Source organism: Nonomuraea sp. NPDC049758 (assembly GCF_040674635.1).
Lineage (GTDB): Bacteria > Actinomycetota > Actinomycetes > Streptosporangiales > Streptosporangiaceae > Nonomuraea.
In genome coordinates, this window is the sequence record NZ_JBFAMZ010000014.1 from 171175 (window position 1) to 193685 (window position 22511).

Consider the following 22511-nt stretch of genomic DNA (forward strand, 5'->3'; position numbering starts at 1 on the left):
ACCATATCGTCTTCGCGGAGTGCCCGTGCGCAGCCCGAGCCCCGTGGGGCGAAATTCAGCGGATGACGCGCACATCCTTGGCCTGGACGAACATGACACGATGCCCGAGCTGGATCTGGTGGTACCGGACGGACCCCGCCACCCGCACGTGCCTGGCCGGGTTGAAGGCGCCGGCCGAGTAGAAGGAGCCGGTCACTGTGCCGCCCAGCGAGTACGACTGCCCCGGCCCGATCCGGTACTGCAAGGGCGTCAGCGGCTGGACCCCGCCGCCGTGGTACGCCGACCGCTCCGGGTAGGCGCGGCCGTACACCTTGGTGCCCGCGGCCAGCGGCGTGACCAGCGGGCCCTTCGCCGGGACGGCCGTGGGCGCGGAGGACGGGTTGAGGAACCAGGCCCGCTGTCCCAGGTACCAGATCGCCGTCCAGTCGCCCTGCCGTCCGGCCACCGCGAACCGCTGCCCGGTCGAGGCGCGGGCGCTGTGGTCGTACACGCTGTACGTGCTCGGCTTCCCGGGGTGCTTGCCGGCGTCGGTGACCAGCGGGGCGCTCTCGCTCGGCCGGGTGTGCAGCCACACGCTGGCCGCGCCGTGCTCCGGGCACCGGCGGCCGGGCTTGGTGCTGGCGCAGCCGGTGTAGTACGGCCGGTTGTCGTCGTAGGACGGCCGGATGATCACCGACGAGCCCGTCCCGTCGCCCTTGAACGGGTGGTTCATCAGCTCGAAGTAGTGGGCCCAGTCCCAGTAGGGGCCGGGGTCCTCGTGCATGCCGGCGACCGCCTGCGCCGTGGCGCCCGGCACGTTGTCGTGGCCGAGGATGTGGGCGCGGTCGAGCGGGATGCCGTACCGGCCGGCGAGGTAGCGCACCAGCCGGGCCGACGACCGGTACATCGCCTCGGTGTACCAGGAGCCCCTGGCCAGGTAGCCCTCGTGCTCGATGCCGATCGAGCGGGCGTTGAAGTCCCAGTTGCCGGCGTGCCAGGCGATGTCCTTCGTCGGGACGTGCTGGGCGACGTGCCCGTCGCGGGAGCGGATCGTGTAGTGCCAGCTCACGTACTTCGGGTTGCCGATCATCGACGGGATGCCCTGGTAGCCGCCCTCGGTGTCGTGGATGACGATGTAGTCGATCTGGCGTCGGCCCTCGACCCGGTCGTGGTTGCCGTAGCCGCGGTCCTTCTTCCTGCCGTATCTCTCGTACGCGGCCGGCATCCACTCGCACCTGAGGCGGCTCGGGCACTCGGCGGGCGAACCGGCGGAGGAGTCGGCGGCGGTCAGCGGCAGCTCGTCCTGCGCGGGCACGTCCCAGTCGGACTCGTCGGCCGACTCCGAGTCGTCGTCGCCCTCGGGCTCCATGTCGGAGAAGAAGAACGGGTCGTCGTCCTCGTCGGAGTCGTCGCCGGTCGCGCTCTTCGCCGGGGCCGCGGGCGGGCGCAGGCCGGGCACGGCGTCCAGCCGCACGTCGAAGCCGTCGTCCGTGCGCCGTGCGACGCCCTCGCGCAGCACCGCGAACACCTCGTCGGCGAACGACCGCGCGGCGAGCGGGTCGCGGGTGCCCGAGTAGCGGGCGACGGCCGCGTACCAGTCGGCCGGGTCGGGGCTGGGGTGGCGCTGGTAGGAGGCGAGCAGGGCGGCGCCGCCCCTGATGTTGGCGCGCGGGTCCGCGCGCAGCGCCCGCGGCGCGACCCCGGCCAGCCGCCCGGCCAGGGCGAGCGTCGCATCCGGCACCGCATCCGGCGCCGCGGCCGCCGACGTGCCGGCCCCCGCCATCAACCGCGCCGCCGACCGGGACCCCGACTGCGAGGCCGACTGCGAAGCTGACCGGGAGGCCGACTGGGGTGACCGGGAAATCCGCTGGCCGACCGGCCGCATCGCTGCCCGGGGGAGCGGGCGGCTGTCGTCGCCCCTGGCGTCGCCCGGCGCGAAGCCTTCCGCGGCCGGGCCCGCCTGCCCGGCGGGCACGACGTCCACCAAATGCATCGGGCCGTACCCACCCGCCGTGCTGGGACGGCCGCCGTTGGCGTCCCACCGCGACTCCAGGTACGACACCCCGAGCAGCACGCTCACCGGCACCCCGAACTCCGCCGCGGCGGCCGCGAAGTCGGCCTGCCGTCCCTGCTCCCGGACGCCCGAGGCGCCCGTGACGGCGGGCGCGGCCGGGACGGCCGGGCCGCCGACGACGGCGCACACGCCGGCGGACAAGCTGGTGGCCAGGACGGCGGCAAGCCGAAACTGCATGACATCTCCCCACGGAACGGCACTGCTCGATCACCGTCCGTAACCATTCCCAGAAAGGGATGTGTCAGACGGGTCGGATGATACGGATGAGAACCGCGGGACCCGCCACGCCGACCCCTCGACGACCGGTTGGAGAGAAGTGATAGCGCTCTGGAGTTAAATCCTGCCCGATTCCGGGCAGGATGTTGGCGTGTCTCGCTCCAGATGCGTAATGTCCTCGTCTGTGTCCACGGCGCGGCATCCCTACGAAGACCTCATCGCCCATCTCACCCGGACGAGCGCGCTCGGCCCAGGAGAGGCGGCCCGCGTGGTCGCCGACGTGCTGTCGTACTTCTCCGAGCCGGTCGAGGAGTTCGTACGCCGCCGTCACGGCGAGCTCAAGACCCGCGGCCTGACCAACGACGAGATCTTCCCCCGGATCGCCGCCGAGTTACCCGCACGCCGGGTAGCGGCACCAGAGCTGTCGCTGCGGCAGCTCCGCAGGATCGTCTACGGATAAGAGGAGACCTCGATGTGCGGAATCGTGGCCTACGTGGGCCCCAAGGACGCGGCGCCCATCCTGCTGGAAGGGCTGCAGCGGCTTGAGTACCGGGGCTACGACTCCGCCGGGGTCGTGGTGTCGAACAAGGGACTCAAGGTACGCAAGGTCAAGGGCCGGGTCGCCGACCTGGCCAAGGTCGTGCCGGTGCGGTTCAAGGGCAACCACGGCATCGGCCACACCCGCTGGGCCACCCACGGCGTGCCCAGCGACGAGAACGCCCACCCGCACCTGTCGGCCGACCAGCGCATCGCCGTCGTGCACAACGGCATCATCGAGAACGCCGGCGAGCTGCGCGCCAAGCTGGAGGCCGACGGCGTCCAGTTCCTGTCCGAGACCGACACCGAGGTCCTGGCCCACCTGATCGCCCGCGCCGCCGACGAGAACGACTCCCTGGAGGAGGCGGTCAGGAAGACGCTCAAGAACATCGTCGGCACGTACGGCATCGCGGTGATCGACGCCGAGCGGCCGGGCGAGGTGGTCGTGGCGCGCAACGGCAGCCCGATCGTGCTCGGCATCGGCGAGAAGGAGATGTTCGCCGCCTCCGACGTCGCCGCCCTGGTCCGCTACACCCGCCAGGTCGTGCACCTGGAGGACGGCGAGCTGGCCGTGCTCAAGGCCGACGGCTTCCACACCTTCGCCAGCGACGCCCGCGAGACCGCCAAGGAGCCGCTGACCGTCGACTGGGACGCCGGCCACTACGACACCGGCGGCTACGAGCACTACCTGCTCAAGGAGATCTCCGAGCAGCCCGAGACGATGACCCGCACGATGAGCGGCCGCCTCGACGAGCGCTTCCACGTCGCCCACCTCGGTGGCCTCAACATGGACGCCCGCGAGACGCGCTCGTTCCGCCGGGTGAAGATCATCGGCTGCGGGTCGGCGTACTACTCCGGGCAGATCGGCGCGCAGCTCATCGAGGAGCTGGCGCGCATCCCGGCCGACGCCGAGCCGGCCAGCGAGTTCCGCTACCGCAACCCCGTCGTCGACCCCGACACCCTCTACGTCGCGATCAGCCAGTCGGGCGAGACCTACGACACGCTGGCCGCCGTCCAGGAGCTCAAGCGCAAGGGCGGCCGGGTGATCGGCATCGTCAACGCCGTGGGCAGCGCCATCGCCCGCGAGGTCGACGGCGGTATCTACCTGCACGCCGGGCCCGAGGTGTCGGTCGCCTCGACCAAGGCGTTCACCTCGACCTCGGTCGCCTTCGCGCTGCTCGCGCTGCACCTGGGCAGGGTGCGCGACCTGTCGCCGGCCGACGGGCGGCGCATCGTGGAGGGCCTGCGCCGGCTGCCCGGCCAGATCGAGGAGATCCTCGCCCAGGGCGACAAGATCGCCGAGCTGGCGCAGAAGTACGCCAAGCACCCGAGCATGATGTTCGTCGGCCGGGTCAGGGGCTACCCGGTGGCCCGCGAGGGTGCGCAGAAGCTCAAGGAGATCTCGTACGTGCACGCCGAGGCGTACCCGGCCAGCGAGCTCAAGCACGGCCCGCTCGCGCTGATCGGCCCGGACATGCCGACGGTCGCGATCGTCCCCGACGACGAGCTGCTCGACAAGAACCTCACCACGCTCGGCGAGATCCGCGCCCGCGGCGGCCAGGTGCTCATGGTCGGCCACCGCGAGCCCGACGCCAAGCTGGCCGACGACGTGATCGTGATCCCGAAGAACGAGATCGAGCTCGACCCGATGCTGCTGACGATCCCGCTCCAGCTGCTGGCCTACCACGCGGCGGTCGCCCTCGGCAGGGACGTGGACAAGCCTCGCAATCTCGCCAAGAGCGTGACTGTGGAATAAATTCAGCCACAATCCTCGCAGGGTAGTGTTATCCGGCTGCGCACCACATAAATTCATTACTGTGCGGCAGTTCGACCCCCACACTCCGAATCTCGCACGCATGTACGACTACATGCTCGGCGGGACGGACAACTTCGCGGTCGACCGCCTGGCGATCGACCAGCTCGCCGAGCTGGTCCCGGAGGCGGTCCCGCTGGCCCGCGCGAACCGGGCCTTCCTCCAGCGTGCCGTGCGCTACGTCGCCGCCGCGGGGATCACCCAGTTCATCGACCTGGGCAGCGGGCTGCCGACGCAGGGCAGCGTGCACGAGGTCGCGCCGGCGGCCAGGGTCGTCTACGTCGACGACGACCCGGTCGTCGCCGCGCACGCCAGGGCCCTGCTCGCCGGGGCGGACCGGGCCGCCTTCCTGGAAGCCGACCTGCTCGACCACGAGGAGGTGCTGGCCCGCGCGGGCCGGTTCCTGGACCTGTCGCGGCCGGTCGCGATCGTGCTGGTGTCGATCCTGCACTTCCTGCCCGACGCGGCCGATCCGCAGGGCGCGGTGGCGGCGCTGCGCGAGGCGATCGCGCCCGGCAGCCGTCTGGTGATCTCGCACGCCACCTCGATGGGACGCCTGTCGGACGAGGAGAACCCGCGCGGGGGCCGCCGCGGCTCGTCCGGCTCGGGCGGGGCCGACCGCAGCCCGGCCGAGATCCGCGCGTTCTTCGGCGGCTTCGCGCTCGACCCGCCCGGCCTGGTGCAGGCCGTGGACTGGCGGCCGGACCGGCCCAAGCTGGTGGGCGACTGGTCGCTGCCGTCGTCCCTGATGGCCGGGGTTGCCACGAAGCAGGACTGACTCCGGCATACGCCGAAATTTCGGTTAACCGTATCCCGATGTGTAACAGCGAGTGAACTGTCAATAACTTTAGGTAATAGCGGTACTCGCGAAGGTCGGGGGAGGGCGGATGCGTCGTCGGCGGTTCTTGGCATGGACCCTGGGCGCGGCGGCGTGCGCGGCCGGATGCGGGACGGAACACGTCGTCGGCGGCCCCGCCGACGCGAGGGGGCGGTTCTCGATCGTCGCGGGCGGCGACCGCTGGGCCCGGGTCGGCGAGGCGTTCGCCGCCGCCGCGCGCGCCTCGGGCATCGGCGCGTCGCCCACCGGCACGCGGATCACCGTGACCGGTCTGCCCGCGCTGGCGGCCTCCGAGCTGAACAACGGGCAGACGCTGCTCGACACCTCGACCCCGCTGTCCAGGCTGACCGGCGACGTCGAGGTCGTCGTCGTGCCCGGCAACTCCCGGTTCACCGACTTCGACGACTTCGGCGCCCACCTGCGGGCCGACCCGAGCGGGACGATGCTGGCCGGCGGGCCGCAGGGCGAGCCCGACCACCTGCTGTTCGGCCTGATCGCCAAGGGGCTCGGCGCCGACACCAGGCAGATGGACTACACCGGCTACCCCAGCAGCCACGAGGCCGTCTCGGCGCTGCTCGGCGGCAAGGCGGCGGCCGCGGCGGGCCTGCTCGGCGACTGGCGCGCGGCCATCGACGGCGGCCGGGTCAGGGCCCTGGCCGTCTCCTGCGCCCGCCGGGTGCCGGGACTCGACGTGCCGACCCTGCTGGAGTCCGGCGTACGGGTGGACTTCGCGGACTGGGCCGCGGCCGTCGGGCCCGAGAACATGCCGGAGGACAGCAGGGAGTCGGCCGTGCGCATGTGCGACGAGGTGACCTCGTCGGCCGCGTGGCGGCGGGCGTGCCGGAAGGCGGGGTGGATCTCGATCCCGCTCAGCGGGGACGACTTCCGGCTCTGGCTGACCTCCGAGGTCGAGCGCACCCAGGCCGTGCTGCGCGATCTCGGGCTGCTGGCCAGCACCAGAGCCACGACGTGCTGGGGCAGTTGCGGGAACGGCCACTAGCCGAAACGGCGTGTTCGTGCGTATGGAGTGGCGCTTGAGGGCAATGTGACCTTGAAGCGACGTTCTACAACATAGGGGGCGCGAAGCGTGCAGTCGCCGGCAGCCTGGCCGATCCTCGTCATCTCGGTGGTCGGAGCGGTGCTCCTGGTGGAGGTGGTCCGCCGGGTGCTGATCCGGGTCGGACGAAAATGGGCCCTGGCCCGCCACCTGGTCGAGCACTGCACGTGGCCGGCGTTCTGCGTGGCCGCCACGGTGGCCTGCAACCTGGTCTTCGCCCCCGGCATCTTCGGCGACACGGCCGACGAGCGCGGCCTGGCCCAGTCGGTGGACCGGGTCATCGGCCTGGCCACCATCGGCACGGTGACCTGGCTGATCATCCAGGCGACGTACGCGCTGACGGACGTCGTGCTCGACCGGCTGGTGCTCGTCGAGGGCGAGCGCAACCGCCGGGCGCGGCGGATCAGGACGCAGATCGCGCTGGTGCGCCGCATCGCCGCCGCGGTCATCATCGTCATCGCGCTCGGCGCCATGCTGTTCTCCTTCCCGCAGGTGCGGGCGCTCGGCGCCGGGCTGCTGGCCTCGGCCGGCATCGCCGGCGCCATCGTCGGCATCGCGGCCCAGCCGACCATCGGCAACATGCTGGCCGGGCTGCAACTGGCCTTCAGCGACGCGCTGCGGCTGGACGACGTGGTCGTGGTGGAGAAGGAGTGGGGCAGGATCGAGGAGCTCACGCTCACGTACGTGGTGCTGCGCCTGTGGGACGAGCGGCGGCTGGTGCTGCCCGTCTCCTACTTCACCCAGAACCCGTTCGAGAACTGGACCAGGCACGGCAGCCGGGTGCTCGCCGTGGTGTTCCTGCGGGTCGACTGGGCGGTGCCGGTGCCCAAACTGCGCGACGCCCTGTACGAGTTCCTCCAGGGCAACCCGCTGTGGGACCAGAAGGACTGGACGCTCCAGGTCACCGACGTGCTGCCCAACGGCCTGGTCGAGCTGCGCGCCCTGATGAGCGCCGCCGACTCGCCCTCCTCCTGGGACCTGAAGTGCGACGTCCGCGAATTCCTGGTCAATTTCGTCCGCGACAACTACCCGGACGCCCTTCCCCGGTTCCGCGTCGAGGCCCCGGAAACGCGCGCCGGAGTGGCCTGGACCAACGACCAGGACCGCGACCGGCGATAAATCCGTGGCATTTCCGGCGGCCCCCGGTCTACCGTTGATCTCGTTCCGGAACGACATTCACGGAGAACGACGAGAAAGGCGGCGGCCATGTGCGGACCTCGACCCTTCAGGCCGTCCGGCAACCGGCCTGAGCTGCGGCCAAGGCTTTCCCGGTGATTCCGCGGAGAATCGACCAGGAAAGCCGTCCCGGGCCTCCGCCGGGGCGGCTTCGTTGATTTTCAGGACCGAGTGTGGGGCAGTTCGGTCAGCCCGCCTGCCTTGGGAGCAGGAGCACCGCAGGTTCGAATCCTGCCACTCGGACGTACGGCCCTGAAAGAAAAGGGCCGTGGGCTTCGGCCTGGCCGGCGGGAATGGCGCCCCCCGGCCGGACACGAGCCCCCGCCCCCGGGTCCGGCCTGCGCCGGGCCGGCCCGGGGCCCATCTTCCCTCAGCCGCCCGGTGAGCAGGCCACCCGGAACAGCAGCTCCTCCCGGCCGGGCCGGCAGACGAGCTGCAGCCCGACCGGCAGGCCGTCCACCGAGCCGGCCGGCACGGTCAGCGCGGGCAGGCCGAGCACGTTCCACGGGCTGGTCAGGGCCAGCAGCGCGGCCTGGACGGCGACGGCCCGCCCGTCCAGCTCGGTCTGGCGCTGCTCCAGCGGCGGCGCGACGAGCGGCACGGCCGGCAGCGCGAGCACGTCGTGCTCGTCGAACAGCGACTCCGCCGCGGCGGCCAGCGCGGGCCGCTCGTCCAGCGCCTTGACGTAGACCCAGGCGGGCAGGTCCATGGCCGCGCGCAGCCGGTCGAGCACCTCGGGGTCGAACAGCTCGGGCGCCCTGGCCATCCGGTCGGCGTGCACCGCGGACGCCTCCGCGCCCTGCACCGTCGCGTACGTCTCCCGCAGCTCCTCGGCCAGCTCCCCGGGCAGCCGGACCTCCGCCAGCCCCGCGCCCGCCGCCGCCCGCACGACCGCCACGACACGCGGATCGCAGGGCGACAGGACGGCGGGGTCCAGCCACCCCACCCGCACCGCCGCCGCCTCACCGGCGCTGTCCCGGGCGGGCGGCGGCCCCCCGGTCGCGAGCTGCCGGTAGGCGATCAGGCAGTCCAGCGGACCGGCGGCCAGCACGCCGACGTGGTCGAACGTCCGGGACAGGGGGAACACCCCGGCGGCCGGGATCGCGTCGTAGGCGGGCTTGAACCCGGCGATCCCGCACAGAGCGGCCGGGATGCGCACCGACCCGCCCGTGTCGGTGCCGATCGCCAGCGGCACCATGCCCGCCGCCACGGCCGCCGCGCTGCCGCCGCTCGACCCGCCGGACATGCGCGCCGGGTCGCGCGGGTTGCGCGAGGGGCCGTTGGCCGAGCGGTCGCCGGTGGGGCCGTACGCGAACTCGTGCGTCGTGGTCTTGCCGACGATCACCGCTCCGGCCTGGCGCAGCAGCGTCACGCAGGCGGCGTCGGACTCGGCGACGTGGCCGGCGAAGTGCCGCGACCCCATCGTGCAGGGGAGCCCCGCGACGTCGATGAGGTCCTTCACGGCGACCGGCACGCCGTGCAGCGGGCCGCGGTCGGCGCCCGCGGCCAGCTCCTGGTCCGCCCGCCGGGCGGCGGCCGCCGCGCCCACCGGGTCCACGGTGACGAAGGCGCCGAGCGCGGGATCCAGGGTGACGGCCGCGTCGAGCGCCAGCCGGGCCAGCTCGGCGGCGGTGGTCCGGCCGGCGCGCAGGTCACGGGCCAGGTCGGTGACGGAACGGCCGGTGAAGGGGCCGGGCGGTGTGGGCGGCATGAGGTCCTCTCCGGACGGTTCACGGCGACCCCGCCGTGAACGGACGGGCGTCCGGAGCAGACTACGCGTCCCGGCCCGCCGACCGGCGTTCCGAGGCGCGGCGGCGCTTCCGGAGTGGCCGCAGAAGGCCGGGCTTCTGGGGGCGTGGCGGGGTTTCCGGAGTGGCCGGAGAAGGCCGGACTTCGCCGGGGTGGCACCGGAAAGCGCCGAGTCCTTTCCTGGCGTGGCGTTACACGGCGATACGGAGGCGATTACGTACAGTGAGCAGCGATGTCACTTCGTGATCCAGGGGGATTCATGAAAGCCAACCTCATCGTGGCCGGCGGCTTCGCCGTCGCCGCGCTGTTCGGCATGGCGGGGGCGGCCAACGCCAACGTCCACCACGAGAAGTGCGACCTGAGCACGTCCGACGACTCGACCGCGCTCCGCATCACGCCGTGGGGCGTGTCCGCCGGACACCGTGACGCCGACGCCTGCGAGCACCGCAGGGACTACGGGCGTCCCTACGACGGCTACAACTGGGGCTACTGGGGCGGCCGCGGCTACTGGCCCGGCGGCTGGGCGTACGGCGGCCTGGGCGCGGGCGCCGGCATCTGAGGTCGCATCACCTGAGCCCGGGCCGCGCCGTGCGTGGCCCGGGATCCTGCGTTGCCGGGCGCCCGCGGCGCCCGGTGTTCCAATATCCCCCGCCGCCGACCGGCCGAGCCCCGGACCCGTCCGCCCACGCGATGAGCACCCTCGCGGGCCGCCGGAGCCGATCCGGGCCGCCGCCCGGTACGCGGCCGGCCCCGAGCGGGGGACCGGCCCGCCCGGACCCTAACGGTCGACGATCTCGTTCTTGCCGATGACCACGACCCCGCCGCGGGTCAGCGCGAAGCGGGTGCGGTCGTAGTCGAGGTCGAAGCCGATGCGCGCGCCGTCGGGGATCACCACGTTCTTGTCGATGATCGCCTTGCGCACGATCGCGCCCCGGCCCACCTTGACGTTCTCCATCAGCACGGAGTCCTCCACCAGCGAGTGCGAGTGGAGCACGACCTTCGGCGACAGGATCGAGCGCATCGCCATGCCGCCCGAGACGATCACGCCGGGGGAGACCAGCGAGTCGATCGCCCGGCCCACCCGGTCGCCGTCGTTGTGCACGAACTTGGCCGGGGGCAGCGGGTCGTGCCCGGTGAAGATCGGCCACTTGTCGTTGTACAGGTTGAAGATCGGGTGGGCGGAGATGAGGTCCATGTGGGCCTCGTAGTAGGCGTCGAGGGTCCCCACGTCGCGCCAGTAGCCGCGGTCGCGCTCGCTGGAGCCGGGCACGATGTTGTTCTTGAAGTCGTAGACGTCCGCGCCGCCGGACTTGACCAGCATCGGGATGATGTTGCCGCCCAGGTCGTGCTTGCTGGTCGGGTCGAGCGCGTCCTCGCGCAGCGCGTCGATCATGGCCTGGGTCTTGAAGACGTAGTTGCCCATCGAGGCGTAGACCTCGTCGGGGGAGTCGGCCAGGCCCACGGCGTCCTTCGGCTTCTCCCTGAAGGCCACGATGCGGCGGCCCTCGGGATCGGTCTCGATCACGCCGAACTGGTCGGCCAGCGACAGCGGCTGGCGGATCGCCGCCACCGTCACGTCCGCGCCCGAGTCCTCGTGCTGCTCGACCATCTGCCGCGGATCCATGCGGTAGATGTGGTCGGCGCCGAACACGATCACGTGCTCGGGCATCTCGTCGTAGATCAGGTTCAGGTTCTGGAACAGCGCGTCCGCAGAACCGGAGAACCAGCGCGGCCCGAGCCGCTGCTGGGCGGGCACGGGCGTCACGTAGTTGCCCAGCATCGCCGACAGCCGCCAGGTACGGGAGACGTGCCTGTCGAGGCTGTGGTTCTTGTACTGGGTCAACACCACGATCTTCAGGAAGCCGCCGTTCGCGAGGTTCGACAGCACGAAGTCGATCAGCCGATACATCCCCCCGAACGGCACCGCCGGTTTGGCCCGATCCGCCGTGAGCGGCATGAGCCTCTTGCCCTCTCCACCTGCCAGCACAACCGCAAGCACCCTCCGGGACCTCATGTCCAGGACGCTACCCGTAAATGGCCGATCTATCGACGAAACCGCGCACTGTGCTGTGCCGTCGTGTCCTGACTTATCCGCGTTGAGCAGGGGCCGGACTTACCGACATTGGGCTGTATCGATGTGTTCCCTATGCTTGCGACGGTTCACAAGTGCGGTGCCGGAGTTGATGGTCGGCGCAAAACATGCCGCTCGCTGGAGGGCGCCGGGCCCGGCGCGTCGTAAGGTCGTGGGCATGCGTGTTGATCTGCTCAGCAGGGAGTACCCGCCGGACGTCTACGGCGGCGCCGGGGTGCACATGGAGTACCTGGCCAGGGAGCTGCGCAAGCTGGCCGACGTCCGGGTGCGCTGCTTCGGGGCCGATCGTGAGGAGCCCGGCGTGTCGGCCTACCGGGTGCCCGGCGGCCTGGAGCGGGCCAACGCCGCCCTCCAGGTGCTCGGCGTCGACCTGGAGATGGCCGCCGCCTGCGAGGGCGCGGACGTCGTCCACTCCCATACCTGGTACGCCAACTTCGCCGGGCATGTCGCCAAGATGCTCCACGGCGTGCCGCACGTCGTCACCACCCACAGCCTGGAGCCGCTGCGCCCGTGGAAGGCCGAGCAGCTCGGCGGCGGCTACACGGTCTCGTCGTGGGCCGAGCGCACCGCGCTGGCCGCCGCCGACGCGGTGATCGCGGTCAGCGAGGGCATGCGCCGCGACGTCCTGGCCGCCTACCCCGAGATCCCGCCCGGCCGGGTCACCGTCATCCACAACGGCATCGACACCGCCCAGTACGCCCCCGACCCCGGCCTCGACGTGCTGAAGAAGCACGGCGTCGACCCCGACCGGCCCTACGTGATCTTCGTCGGCCGCATCACCCGGCAGAAGGGCCTGGTGCACCTCCTGCGCGCCGCCCGCTCCTTCGACCCGGCGGCCCAGCTCGTCCTGTGCGCGGGCGCGCCGGACACGCCGGAGATCGCCGCCGAGGTGACCGGGCTGGTGCGCGGCCTCGACCGCGACGGCGTGCTGTGGATCTCGGAGATGCTGCCCAAGCCGGAGGTCATCCAGCTCCTCACGCACGCCTCGGTCTTCGTCTGCCCGTCGGTCTACGAGCCGATGGGCATCGTCAACCTGGAGGCCATGGCCTGCGAGACGCCGGTGGTGGCCACCGCGACCGGCGGCATCCCCGAGGTCGTCGCCGACGGCGAGACGGGCCTGCTGGTGCCGATCGACCAGGGCCCCGACGGCACCCCGCACGCCCCCGAGGCGTTCGCCGCCGACCTGGCCGAGCGGGTCAACGCGCTGCTGGCCGACCCGGCGCGGGCCGCCGAGATGGGCCGCGCCGGGCGGGCCAGGGCCGTCGAGCACTTCTCCTGGGAGCGCATCGCCCGGCGCACCCTCGACCTCTACGCCTCGCTGCGCCGGGACTGAACGTATTGAGCTGGGATCTGGAGACCCCCGAGGGCGGCTGCCTGAGCGTCAACGCCTGGAACTGGCGTCCGACCCTGTCCCTGCTGGAGGAGGCCCGGGTGCTCGACCCCGAGACCGCGTGCCTGCTCGGCTTCAACGGCCGCATGACGCTCACCGGCGCCGACGCGGGCCGCATCGCGGCCTTCCTCGACGACTACCTGGGCGGCCTGCCCGAGCACGGGCGGGTCCGGCTCGACGGCGAGGTGACCGAGGAGCCCGACGACCACCGCCTCCACCGCGACGACCTGGCGCTCAACTACTCGGCCACCGCCTCCTGGCTGCGCGACCTGCGCGACTTCTGCCGGGCGGCCCCCAACGGCTTCACCTGCATGTAAGGGTGGCGGCGGGTCAGCGGGTGAGCCAGAGGGCGGGCCTGGTCAGGTCGCCCTCGGGGCCGGTCCAGCCCGCCGCGTACACCTCGGTCGTGCCGGGGCGGCGGGCCAGGGCGGTGACCGTGCCGCGCACGGTCGTCGTCGTCCAGCGGCCGGCCGTGTAGTGGTGCAGCCGGGAGCGGGTCGAGTCGAGCACCCACAGGCCCGCCCGGCCGTCGGGCTCGGCCTCGGTGAAGGCCGCGCCCTCCGGGCCCCAGCGGCACCGCCAGGCCGACCCGTCCCAGTGCAGCGCCAGCGGGCGGCGGCGTTCCAGGGGCTCGCCCTGCTCGTCGTACTCGTCGGGCGGGAACCAGGACACCCCGCCGACCACCCACACGTCGTCCGGTCCGAGCACGGCCACGTCGCCGAGCTCCGTGCGGGCCGGCCGCGCGCCTTCGGGCGCGCCCGGCTCGGGCAGGTGCACCGCCTGCCACGCGACGCCGTTCCAGCGGGCGGCGGGATCGTGCGCGGTCCGGCCGACCGTCCACACGTCCGCGCCCTCGCCGCCGAGGGCCCGCGCCGGGGCGGGCAGCCGGTACGCGCGCCAGGCCGAGCCGTCCCAGCGCAGCGCGTCGCGCCCGGACACGGCCCACGGGCCGCTCGCCGCGGTGCCGTGCAGGCCGATGGCCGAGGCGCGCTCCTTGAGCGGCGTGGAGGCGCTCACGGCGCCGTCCGCGACGCCGGCGACCAGGCCGGGACGTTCGTCGTCGCCGGTCCCGAAGGCCCACGCCCGCTCGCCCGAGACCGCCCCGACCGCGGCGACCGTCATCCGGGACGGCAGCGCGTACGTGCGCCAGCGAGCGCCGTCCCACCGGCCCAGCCCGCCGGACGTCGTCTCCATCCCGGCGGACGTCTCGCGCTGGACGGAACGCACCGCCCACACCGCCCCGTCGGGGGCGACCGCGAGCCGGTCGAGCGTGCCGTGCCCGTCGCCCGCCGGGACCGTCCGCCACGGGGACCGTACGGGCTCGGCGCGCAGGTCGTCGCCGCCGGGCCGGGGGCAGCGGGCCTGGACCGTGAGGCTCACCGCCGGAGCGGACGGGACCTCCCGCCCGGGAGGCCCGGCGCAGGCCGGGAGCGCCAGCAGCACGCCGAGACCGGCCACGCGGGCACGTACGGAACGCCGCACCTCGCCCCCTTCGTGATCATCGGCAGAATACGCTCACCCTGCCCAGGAGACCACGCGTGACGCCGATCAGCCCTGCGAAATGTAGTGGAGGATGACGTTGTGCACGTGGTGGGCCTTGTTGTCGCCGCGGAAGTCCACCTCGTAGGTGTGCGTGCCGACGTGGATGGCGATGGCGCCCGAGGAGAAGAACCCGCCGGCCAGCGACTTGTTGCTCACGACGCTCACCGCCGAGATCTTGGCGTAGGGGATGCTGGTGATCGCGATGCGCTTGCCCACGAACGACTTGTCCTGCACGATCACCCGCCGGTCCGTGAGCCCCAGGAACCCGGTGCCCGCCCCGATCGCGTCGTAGACGGCGATGATCTGCTCGCCGGGGAGCAGGCCGCTCTCGATCTGCTTGAACTGCTCTTTGCGGTCGTAGGGGATGTCAGCCATGCCCGGTCAACGAACGGGACGTGCTCCCGCGTTCCGCGCCGGGCTCAGGGGCCCGCCGGATGGGCGGACGGGTCGTGCGGGAGGTCGAGCAGGCAGCCGCACGTGCCGGGCGGCCGTGGCAGCCCGAACAGTGCGCGGACCTGGGCCGGAGCGGGTGGCGCTGGACGGAGGAGGCGGGTCAGGAGACGGCGGATCATGCTTCCCAGCGTCGCGGTGACGTCTGCGCCCGGTCCAACACCGAAATATCGCGATTGACGCGCTTTTGTGGTTAATGTGGCGTCGTGGATCTGCACCCCCGGCTGCTGCGCGTCTTCGTCGCCGTCGCCGAGGAACTGCACTTCGGGCGCGCCGCCGCGCGGCTCTTCCTGGCCCAGCAGGCGCTCAGCCGGGACGTGCGCACGCTGGAGACCCGGCTCGGGACGCCGCTGTTCGTCCGGTCCACCCGCCGGGTGGAGCTGACCCCTGCCGGCGCCCGGCTGCTGCCCGGGGCGCGACGGCTGCTGGCGCTGCACGACGAGGTCGTCGCCGACGTGCTCGGCGCCGATCGCCCGCTGCTCGTGGACGTCACCATGCAGGGCCCCGACCTGCCCGAGCCGCTGGTCAGAGCCCGGGAACTGGCCCCCGGGGCCGAGATGCTGGCCCGCTTCCACGGCGGCCTGGCCGCCGGGGCGGCGGCCATGCTGGACGGACGGCTCGACGTGTCGTTCGGGCGCTTCGCCGGGCTGCCCGCGGACGTGCGCGCCCGGCTGGCCCAGGTCCCGGTGCGCCTGCAGCCCCTGGCCGTGCTCCTGCCGGCGGACCACCCGCTGGCGGAGCTGGACGCCGTGCCGCTCGCCGCGCTGGCCGCCTTCCCACTGGACGTCATGGCCGGGAACGCCGGCACGCGGGAGTGGAGCGACCTGGGGGAGCGGCTGGCCGAGGCGTTCGGGCTGCGGCTGGCCCGGCCGCACGCCGCGCCCGAGGGGGCCGCCGAGATGGGGCACTACCTGCGCCGGCATCGCGAGCCCGTGCTGGCCGGCGTGGGGATCGGCGGGATCCCGGGCGCGGTGAACCGGCCGCTGGCCGAGCCCGTGCCGCTCGGCCTGCAGAACCTGGTGCATCCCAAGGGCCTGCGGCACCCGGGCCTCACCGCGCTCCTGGCCGCCGTCGCCGAGCTGGGACGGGCCCGCCACTGGCTGCGCCGCCCGCCGGGCTCCTGGCTCCCCGAGGCCGACGAGGCCCTGGTGAGGGCCTGACGCTAGGTGGTGCGTTCGAGCACGACCACCGGGATCTGGCGGTCGGTCTTCTCCTGGTATTCGTCGTACTGGGGCCAGGTGCGGGTCATCGTCCGCCACATCTCGGGCTTCTCCTCCTCCGAGGCGGTGCGGGCGCGCGCCTTGAACCTGTCGCCCTTGACCTGCACCTCGACGTCGGGATGGGCCAGCAGGTTCTTGTACCACTGGGGATCTTCGGGGTCGCCGCCCTTGGACGCGACCACGAGGAAGTCGTCGCCGAACCGCTGGTAGATCAGCGGCGTGGTGTACGGCCTGCCGGAGTTACGCCCCTTGGTGGTCAGGAGGAGGACGGTGGTGTTGTTCCAGTCGTGCCCCTCCGCGCCGTCGGTGGCCTGATAGCGCTGCACGTGTTCCTTGCCATAGAGCATGCCTCTGGACTACCCCGCGCGGGGGTGTCCTCACCGGGCCGCGCCGACCAGCTCGGCGGCCCGGCGGCTGTCGAGCGGGAGGGCCGAGTCGGGGGTGCGCTCGCGCACGTCGCGGTCGCGGATCGCGAACACGGCGGGCGCCGCGCCCACGTCGCCGTAGCGCTCGGTCACCGCCGCGCCGATCGCCCGCCGCACGCCGGCCACCACCTCGCGGACGCCGGGCCCGGACGTGACGAGGTGCCCGAGCATCCCGGCGAAGCGCAGCTCGTCGTCGGCGGCGGGCCGCTGCGCCGGCAGCACCGGCCGGTCGAGCCAGAACACCTTGCCGGACAGGACCGCCGCGGAGCCGTCGGGGCCGTCGGGGCCGAGCACCCGCGCCGTGCGGGCCAGCAGCTCACCGAACTCGGCCAGGTCCGCGTGCGGCGGGAGGTCGGTGGTGACGAACAGGGGCACGATCAGCGAGTCAGGCATGCGGCTATCCCTCCGTGAGGAGGCTCATCGTAGGACCTGCCACCGACAATTCCGCGGCGCGCCACTCACCGTCCACCGGCCGGGCCGCTCGTCGCCGCTAGCGCTCGGTCCATTCGTCCTGGATCGCCGCGTGCACGATGGAGTCGCGCCAGCCGTGCGGGGTGTGCACGTGGTGCCGGATCCGTCCCTCCTCGACCATCCCGGCCGTCAGCATGGCGAGCTGGGCGGGCAGGTTGGCCGGCGACCTCGCGCCCCAGACGCGGTGCAGCCCGAGCTGCTTGAAGCCGAACGACAGCAGCAGGCGTGCCAGGTCGGTGCCGATGCCGCGGCCCCACTGGTCGGGATGGAGGCCGAAGCCGATCTCGGCGCTGTGGGGCAGGTCGGGGTCGATCTTCAGGCGGGCCACGCCGATCACGTGCCGCCGGTCGGCGTCCACGACGGCCAGCACGTAGAGGCGGCGCGGCTCGGCGGCGGCCGCCTCCATGGCCTGGCCGACCAGGGCGGCGACCTCCTGCACGCTGCGCGGCGCGAACGGCATGTGCTGCGTGGCCGCCGGATCGCCGTAGACGGAGTGCAGCGGGACGACGTCGGCGTCGGTGAGGTCACGAAGTCCGATTCGCTCGCCGATGACCATCACGCGCCGCATGCGCAGAAGGTAACGCGACTGTAGCGATCTTTACAAGGGTGTCAAGTCGCCAGCTGACTGCCGTAAGCTCGCGCGACAAGTTCGGCGACGGCGCTGTGCGCGCCGAGCGGCTCGGCGTGACCGGCCTCGGCGGCGGCGGCGGCGCGCTCGACGATCTCCGCCGGGGCCTCGTGACCGATCAGGCAGGGCGCGATGGCCAGCCGCTCGGCCCCGGCGGCGCGCAGGCGCTGGGCGGCGACGTCCACGCCGGGCTCGCTGTCCAGCGAGGCGGCGACGACCGGCAGCGTGAGCCTGGAGGCCAGCAGCACGGCCGTGGCCTGGACGGCGTGCACCGCGCGCTCGCCGCCCACCGTGCCCAGGATGACGGCGTCGACGGGGCTGGAGACGTTGAGCAGGCGGACCCGGTCGGCCCTGGCCAGGCCACGCTCGGCCAGCCTGATGTGCAGGGCCTCGGCGAGCAGCGGGTGGGGGCCGAGCGCCTCGGTGGCGACCGCGCCGGAGCCGGCGGTCGCGATGGCCTTGCCGATCTCGGCCATGACGACCGGGTCGTCCCAGGTGAGCAGGGGCACCACGACGGCGTCGCGGCCCGCGGGCAGCGCGTCCGCCAGATCGGCGACGGCGGTCAGCCGCACCTCGATCTGCGGGTTGTCGACCCGCACCACGGCCGCGATCTCTTCGGCCACGCCGCCGGTGCCGCCGGGGGTGGCCAGCACGAGCATGGGCGCGTCCGGCGGCAGGGACGTGGGCACGGGGCGGCGGTGCCGGCCGCCGCCGGGCCGGGGGGAACGTTCACGTACAGGCAGGCTCACAGGCGCGCAGTTTATGCCTATTCGCGGGTGGTTGTTCTGTGAATCGGGAGCGATTCCGTCACAACGGGAATGCTGTGATCGAGATCACATCGTGACCGCCGTCGCCGTTGACGAACACCCCTGAGAAGGGCAACTCTGAGGCAACTAGAAACGCGTTCTAGAGCGACCGTCACACACCGTCCCCGGAGGATGGGAATGAAGCCGTTCTATGTCCGCGAGCTGAGCGTGTACCCGGTCGGTCGCCGGCGGATCTTCCTGCTGGCGATAGCCGTGCTGGCGAGCCTGGTGGCCAACTTCGAGACCACGCTCGCCACGATCCTGCCGCTGCTGATGAAGGACCTGGGCATGTCGCTCACGGTCTACGGCCTGCTCGCCGCGGGATCGGTCCTGATCGGCGGCCTGTCGGCGGGCGTCGGCGGCATCCTGTCCGACCGCTGGGGACGGGTCACGCTCCTGGTGCCCACCCTCACCGTCACGGCGGCCTGCAACTTCTTGCTCGCCACCGTGGACACCGTGGCCGGCCTGTTCTGGGTGCGCTGCCTGATGCTGTTCATCGAGGGCGCCGGGATCACCATCACCGCCTCCCTCGTCCGCGACTTCTCCCCGCGTCTCGGCCGCGCCCAGGCGTTCGCGTTCTGGACGTGGGGGCCGGTCGGGGCGTCCTTCCTGGCCTCGTTCATCGCCGGGTTCACGCTGCCGCTGTTCGACAACGCCTGGCAGTCGCAGGCGATCATCATGGGCGTCGTCTCGCTGGCCATGTGCGCGGTCATCGTCTGGAAGATCGCCGAGCCGTCGGCGGCGCTGCGGGCCCAGGTGCTCGACGCCGAGGAGGCCGTCGCGGCGGAGGAGAAGATCGACGCCGGACGGGTGCGCGAGCTGTTCCGGCATCCCCACCTGTGGGCCCACGTCCTGGGCAACACCGGCTGGCAGGTGCTCTACTGGACGTTCGCGATCTTCGGGCAGACGATCCTGGTGGAGGCGTTCGGCCTGGAGCCCGCGGGGGCCAACCGGGTGGTGGCGCTCGGCATCGTGCTCAACGCGGTGGCCGTGGTCGTCGTCGGCCGGGTCTCCGACCGGCTGCGGCTGCGCAAGCCGTTCACGGCCGCCGGCACCGCGCTGACCGTCCTCACCCTGGCCTACTTCATCAGCATGGTCGGCCCCGGCGTCTCCCCGGGGCACGTCACCGCCGTCTACGCGCTGCTCTTCCTGTTCATGGGCGTCGCGTACGTGCCGTGGATGGCCAACTTCTCCGAGAACGCCGAGGACGTCGAGTCGCGCCTGCAGGGCTCGGCGCTGGGCATCTGGGGCATGGTCGTCCGCGTCATGATCGTGGTGCTGCTGGTCGTCTCGCCCATGGTGGTCTCCGCGGGCGGCTGGGGCACCTGGCTCGCCGTGGCGCTGGCCGGGCAGGTCGTGTTCCTGGCCTCGATGGCGGCGTTCAAGGGCGACTGGCGCAGGCGCCCGCGGGTCACCGAGCCCGAGACCGCAGTCTGAGCCGTCCCGGAAGTCCTTCGAGCGGCGCGCGTGGGCGGCGGTGGCAGCCGCCGCCCACGCCTTCGCGGCGTTCCCGTCTTCCCCCGCCCTCAGGCGAAGGGACCCACCTGGCCGGGCAGCCTCCTGGCGATGCCGCTCTCGCCGGCGGCGATGTCCAGGTCGCGGGTTTCCGGGGCGATGGCCAAACCTACGGCGGTGACGGCCAGTGCGACAACCACGTACAGGGACACGGCGACCGTGGTGCCGTACAGGTCGAAGAGCTTGAGCGCGATGATCGGGGCCAGCGCGCCGCCGACGATCCCGGCCAGCTGGTAGCCCATGGACGCGCCGCTGTAGCGCAGGCGGGTGCTGAACAGCTCGGCGATGAAGGCGGCCTGCGGGCCGTACATGGCCGCGTGGGCGGCCAGCGCGACCACCGCCGCCAGCACGATCAGCGGGAACGACTTCGTGTCCAGCAGCGGGAAGAACGCGAACACCCACACGGCCGCCGCCAGCACGCCCGCGAAGTAGACCGGTCGCCGGCCCAGCCGGTCCGACAGCGCGCCGAACAGCGGGATCAGGCCGAGCTGCAGCACCGAGCCGATCAGCACCGCGTACAGCGCCACCGACCGGTCCAGCTTCAGCTGTCCGGTGAGGTAGACGATGATGTACGCGGTGAAGGTGTAGAAGGCCACGTCCACCCCGATGCGCGCGGTGAACGCCGACAGCAGCGCCCGCGGATGCGTGCGCAGCACCTCGACCAGCGGCATCCTGGCCGTGGCGCCGTGCTTCTCGACGCGGGAGAACAGCGGCGACTCGGCGACCCGCGTCCGCACCCACAGCCCGACGAGCACCAGCACGCCCGACAGCAGGAACGGCACCCGCCATCCCCACGCCTGGAAGGCCGCGTCCGGCAGGGCGAAGGACAGGACCGCGAGCAGGCCGGTGGCCAGCACGTACCCGGCGGGCACGCCGACCTGCGGCCAGCTCGCGTTGAAGCCGCGCCGCCTGCTGTCGCCGTGCTCCAGCGACATGATCACCGCGCCGCCCCACTCGCCGCCGAGCCCGAAGCCCTGGACGAAGCGGAGCACGGCCAGCAGGACGGGCGCGGCCACCCCCACGCTCGCGTAGCCGGGAAGCACGCCGATGAGGAACGTCGACAGGCCCATCAGCAGCAGCGTCACGACCAGCACGGTCTTGCGGCCGGCCCGGTCGCCGAAGTGCCCGAACACCACGCCGCCGAGCGGCCTGGCGACGAACGCGACGGCGTTGGTGGTCAGGGCCGCCAGCGTCGCGTTGAGCGGGTCGAGCGACGGGAAGAACAGCTTGCCGAAGACCAGCGTCGCGGCCGTGGTGTAGAGGAAGAAGTCGTACCACTCCAGGGACGTGCCGACGAGGGCGGCGATGATCACCCGGCGGGTCTGGTGCGCGGAGCTTGACATCGAAGGCTCCCAGATGGTCGAGGGGACAGTTTCAACGTAAGGATTGTTGAACAATTCGACAAGGGATTTGCTCCATGATTCCCTGGCGAACGTGGAAGACGTGGTCGCGGACCTCGCCCGGCACCGGTCGAGACTGAGCCGCAGCAGCACGGCCGAGCGCGTGGCCGACATCCTCCGCGACAACATCATCGAAGGCGCCTTCCCGCCGGGTGCGCGGCTGTCGGAGGAGGCCATCTCCGAAGGGCTCGGCGTCTCGCGCAACACGCTGCGCGAGGCGTTCCGCCTGCTCGGCCACGAACGCCTGCTCGACCACCGGCTCAACCGGGGCGTCTTCGTCCGGCTCCCGTCCGTGGAGGACGTCTCCGACCTCTACACGATGCGGCGGGTGCTCGAAGGGGCCGCCGTCCGGCGCAAGGCGTCGCGGCAGGCGCTGGCGCTCATCGAGGAGGCCGTGCGCGACGCCGAGCGGGCCGCCGCCCAGGGCGACTGGCAGGGCGTCGGCACCGCCAACATCCGCTACCACCAGGCCCTGGTCGGCCTGCACGGCAGCCCCCGCCTCGACGAGGCCATGCGACAGCTGCTGGCCGAGCTGCGCCTGGTCTTCCACGTGATGGACAACCCGCGCGCCTTCCACGAGCCGTTCATCGACCGCAACCGCGCGCTGCTCGCCCTGCTGGCGGCCGGCCGCGCCGAGGAGGCGGCGGCCTACCTCGACGACTACTTCGACGAGGCCGAGCGGCTTCTCATCCACGCCTACCAGCCGAACGGGTAGCGTTTTCCGCATGGACCGGATCTTCACCCTGGACGAGGCGCGCGCCCTGCTGCCCGGCATCATCGCCGAGGCGCGGGAGATCGTCGCGGGCCGCGCCGACCTGGCCGAGATCGCCTTCGACCGGGAGGCCGCCGGCGGGTCGCGGCTCGGCGGGCTGCCCGAGATCAAGGCGATCGAGGCGCGCATCGAGGAGACGCTGACCCGGTGGAGCGAGCAGGGGATCGAGGTCAAGGGCGTCGCGCCGCTGCTGATCGACTTCCCCTCGGTGCTCGGCGGGGCGTCGGTGCGGCTGTGCTGGATCGAGGGCGAGCCCGAGCTCGCCTGGTACCACCGTACGGATCTGGGCTTCGCGGGGCGGCGCCCGCTGCCCTGAAGCGTGGCCTACATGTGACCAACTCGCCACCGTGCCCATGGGTCT

Annotated in this window: 23 protein-coding genes and 1 tRNA gene; 13 read left to right on the forward strand and 11 right to left on the reverse strand. The window is 72.4% G+C overall.

The annotated features are described in order from the left end of the window. Positions 1-55 precede the first annotated feature (55 nt). On the reverse strand, positions 56-2230 hold the full coding sequence (locus tag AB0J46_RS32685) for a peptidoglycan recognition family protein (RefSeq protein WP_364338019.1): 2175 nt from the start codon (positions 2228-2230) through the stop codon (positions 56-58). 211 nt (positions 2231-2441) lie between these two features. Here AB0J46_RS32685 and AB0J46_RS32690 point away from each other — a divergent pair, with 211 nt between their 5' ends. The 6 genes from AB0J46_RS32690 to AB0J46_RS32715 all read left to right on the forward strand — a co-directional run bounded on the left by AB0J46_RS32690 (position 2442) and on the right by AB0J46_RS32715 (position 7933). Further along, a complete protein-coding gene (locus AB0J46_RS32690; protein WP_364338020.1) occupies positions 2442-2729 on the forward strand; it encodes a hypothetical protein in 288 nt (95 codons plus the stop codon). Positions 2730-2741: 12 nt separating this feature from the next. Continuing rightward, entirely contained in the window at positions 2742-4562 is a 1821-nt protein-coding gene (glmS, locus tag AB0J46_RS32695) for a glutamine--fructose-6-phosphate transaminase (isomerizing) (protein ID WP_364338021.1), read from the forward strand. 61 nt (positions 4563-4623) lie between these two features. Continuing rightward, positions 4624-5397: an SAM-dependent methyltransferase gene (locus AB0J46_RS32700; RefSeq protein ID WP_364338022.1), complete on the forward strand. Its 774-nt coding sequence runs from the start codon at positions 4624-4626 to the stop codon at positions 5395-5397. Between the two features lie 109 nt (positions 5398-5506). After that, positions 5507-6457: a tripartite tricarboxylate transporter substrate-binding protein gene (locus AB0J46_RS32705; RefSeq protein WP_364338023.1), complete on the forward strand. Its 951-nt coding sequence runs from the start codon at positions 5507-5509 to the stop codon at positions 6455-6457. An 87-nt stretch (positions 6458-6544) separates the two neighbouring features. Then, complete coding sequence (locus tag AB0J46_RS32710; protein ID WP_364338024.1) at positions 6545-7633, forward strand: mechanosensitive ion channel domain-containing protein; 1089 nt, start codon at positions 6545-6547, stop codon at positions 7631-7633. Between the two features lie 224 nt (positions 7634-7857). Beyond that, positions 7858-7933: transfer RNA gene (locus AB0J46_RS32715), tRNA-Pro, on the forward strand. 127 nt (positions 7934-8060) lie between these two features. On the opposite strand, the gene AB0J46_RS32720 is transcribed toward AB0J46_RS32715, so the two are convergent. Next, positions 8061-9401 carry an amidase gene (locus AB0J46_RS32720; RefSeq protein ID WP_364338025.1) on the reverse strand — a complete coding sequence of 447 codons (1341 nt, stop codon included), beginning with the start codon at positions 9399-9401 and terminating at the stop codon, positions 8061-8063. Between the two features lie 297 nt (positions 9402-9698). Here AB0J46_RS32720 and AB0J46_RS32725 point away from each other — a divergent pair, with 297 nt between their 5' ends. Next, the gene (locus AB0J46_RS32725) at positions 9699-9998 is read left to right on the forward strand and encodes a hypothetical protein (RefSeq protein WP_364338026.1); all 300 of its coding nucleotides are present in this window, start codon (positions 9699-9701) and stop codon (positions 9996-9998) included. A gap of 219 nt (positions 9999-10217) precedes the next feature. On the opposite strand, the gene glgC is transcribed toward AB0J46_RS32725, so the two are convergent. Continuing rightward, positions 10218-11453 carry a glucose-1-phosphate adenylyltransferase gene (glgC, locus tag AB0J46_RS32730; protein WP_352329862.1) on the reverse strand — a complete coding sequence of 412 codons (1236 nt, stop codon included), beginning with the start codon at positions 11451-11453 and terminating at the stop codon, positions 10218-10220. 235 nt (positions 11454-11688) lie between these two features. On the opposite strand from glgC, the gene glgA reads away from it, so the two are divergent. Continuing rightward, the gene (gene glgA / locus AB0J46_RS32735) at positions 11689-12864 is read left to right on the forward strand and encodes a glycogen synthase (protein ID WP_364338027.1); all 1176 of its coding nucleotides are present in this window, start codon (positions 11689-11691) and stop codon (positions 12862-12864) included. A gap of 5 nt (positions 12865-12869) precedes the next feature. After that, positions 12870-13238 carry a hypothetical protein gene (locus AB0J46_RS32740; protein ID WP_364338028.1) on the forward strand — a complete coding sequence of 123 codons (369 nt, stop codon included), beginning with the start codon at positions 12870-12872 and terminating at the stop codon, positions 13236-13238. 13 nt (positions 13239-13251) lie between these two features. Here the strand turns inward: AB0J46_RS32740 and AB0J46_RS32745 are convergent, their stop codons facing one another. From AB0J46_RS32745 to AB0J46_RS32755, 3 genes are all read right to left on the reverse strand, one after another. Further along, positions 13252-14403 carry a hypothetical protein gene (locus AB0J46_RS32745; protein ID WP_364338029.1) on the reverse strand — a complete coding sequence of 384 codons (1152 nt, stop codon included), beginning with the start codon at positions 14401-14403 and terminating at the stop codon, positions 13252-13254. A 66-nt stretch (positions 14404-14469) separates the two neighbouring features. After that, on the reverse strand, positions 14470-14838 hold the full coding sequence (locus tag AB0J46_RS32750) for a PH domain-containing protein (protein WP_352361137.1): 369 nt from the start codon (positions 14836-14838) through the stop codon (positions 14470-14472). A 44-nt stretch (positions 14839-14882) separates the two neighbouring features. Beyond that, positions 14883-15035 (reverse strand): hypothetical protein, encoded by a 153-nt coding sequence (locus AB0J46_RS32755; RefSeq protein WP_352361139.1) that lies wholly within the window; start codon positions 15033-15035, stop codon positions 14883-14885. Between the two features lie 84 nt (positions 15036-15119). On the opposite strand from AB0J46_RS32755, the gene AB0J46_RS32760 reads away from it, so the two are divergent. Further along, a complete protein-coding gene (locus tag AB0J46_RS32760) occupies positions 15120-16073 on the forward strand; it encodes a LysR family transcriptional regulator (protein ID WP_364338030.1) in 954 nt (317 codons plus the stop codon). Between the two features lie 2 nt (positions 16074-16075). On the opposite strand, the gene AB0J46_RS32765 is transcribed toward AB0J46_RS32760, so the two are convergent. The 4 genes from AB0J46_RS32765 to AB0J46_RS32780 all read right to left on the reverse strand — a co-directional run bounded on the left by AB0J46_RS32765 (position 16076) and on the right by AB0J46_RS32780 (position 18406). Beyond that, entirely contained in the window at positions 16076-16480 is a 405-nt protein-coding gene (locus AB0J46_RS32765; RefSeq protein WP_358285448.1) for a nitroreductase family deazaflavin-dependent oxidoreductase, read from the reverse strand. Between the two features lie 30 nt (positions 16481-16510). Next, the gene (locus AB0J46_RS32770; protein ID WP_364338031.1) at positions 16511-16951 is read right to left on the reverse strand and encodes a hypothetical protein; all 441 of its coding nucleotides are present in this window, start codon (positions 16949-16951) and stop codon (positions 16511-16513) included. Positions 16952-17048: 97 nt separating this feature from the next. Continuing rightward, entirely contained in the window at positions 17049-17597 is a 549-nt protein-coding gene (locus AB0J46_RS32775; protein WP_364338032.1) for a GNAT family protein, read from the reverse strand. 41 nt (positions 17598-17638) lie between these two features. After that, on the reverse strand, positions 17639-18406 hold the full coding sequence (locus AB0J46_RS32780) for a hypothetical protein (protein ID WP_364338033.1): 768 nt from the start codon (positions 18404-18406) through the stop codon (positions 17639-17641). Positions 18407-18601: 195 nt separating this feature from the next. Here AB0J46_RS32780 and AB0J46_RS32785 point away from each other — a divergent pair, with 195 nt between their 5' ends. Next, the gene (locus AB0J46_RS32785) at positions 18602-19900 is read left to right on the forward strand and encodes an MFS transporter (RefSeq protein ID WP_364338034.1); all 1299 of its coding nucleotides are present in this window, start codon (positions 18602-18604) and stop codon (positions 19898-19900) included. A gap of 89 nt (positions 19901-19989) precedes the next feature. Here the strand turns inward: AB0J46_RS32785 and AB0J46_RS32790 are convergent, their stop codons facing one another. Further along, entirely contained in the window at positions 19990-21321 is a 1332-nt protein-coding gene (locus tag AB0J46_RS32790) for an MFS transporter (protein WP_364338035.1), read from the reverse strand. Between the two features lie 91 nt (positions 21322-21412). Between AB0J46_RS32790 and AB0J46_RS32795 the strand changes: the two genes are divergently transcribed. Together AB0J46_RS32795 and AB0J46_RS32800 are read left to right on the forward strand one after the other, a co-directional pair. Beyond that, positions 21413-22093 (forward strand): GntR family transcriptional regulator, encoded by a 681-nt coding sequence (locus tag AB0J46_RS32795; RefSeq protein WP_358285458.1) that lies wholly within the window; start codon positions 21413-21415, stop codon positions 22091-22093. A gap of 10 nt (positions 22094-22103) precedes the next feature. Next, positions 22104-22466, forward strand: a complete 363-nt coding sequence (locus AB0J46_RS32800) for a DUF2203 domain-containing protein (protein WP_352361155.1) — start codon at positions 22104-22106, stop codon at positions 22464-22466. The last annotated feature ends 45 nt before the right edge of the window (positions 22467-22511 follow it).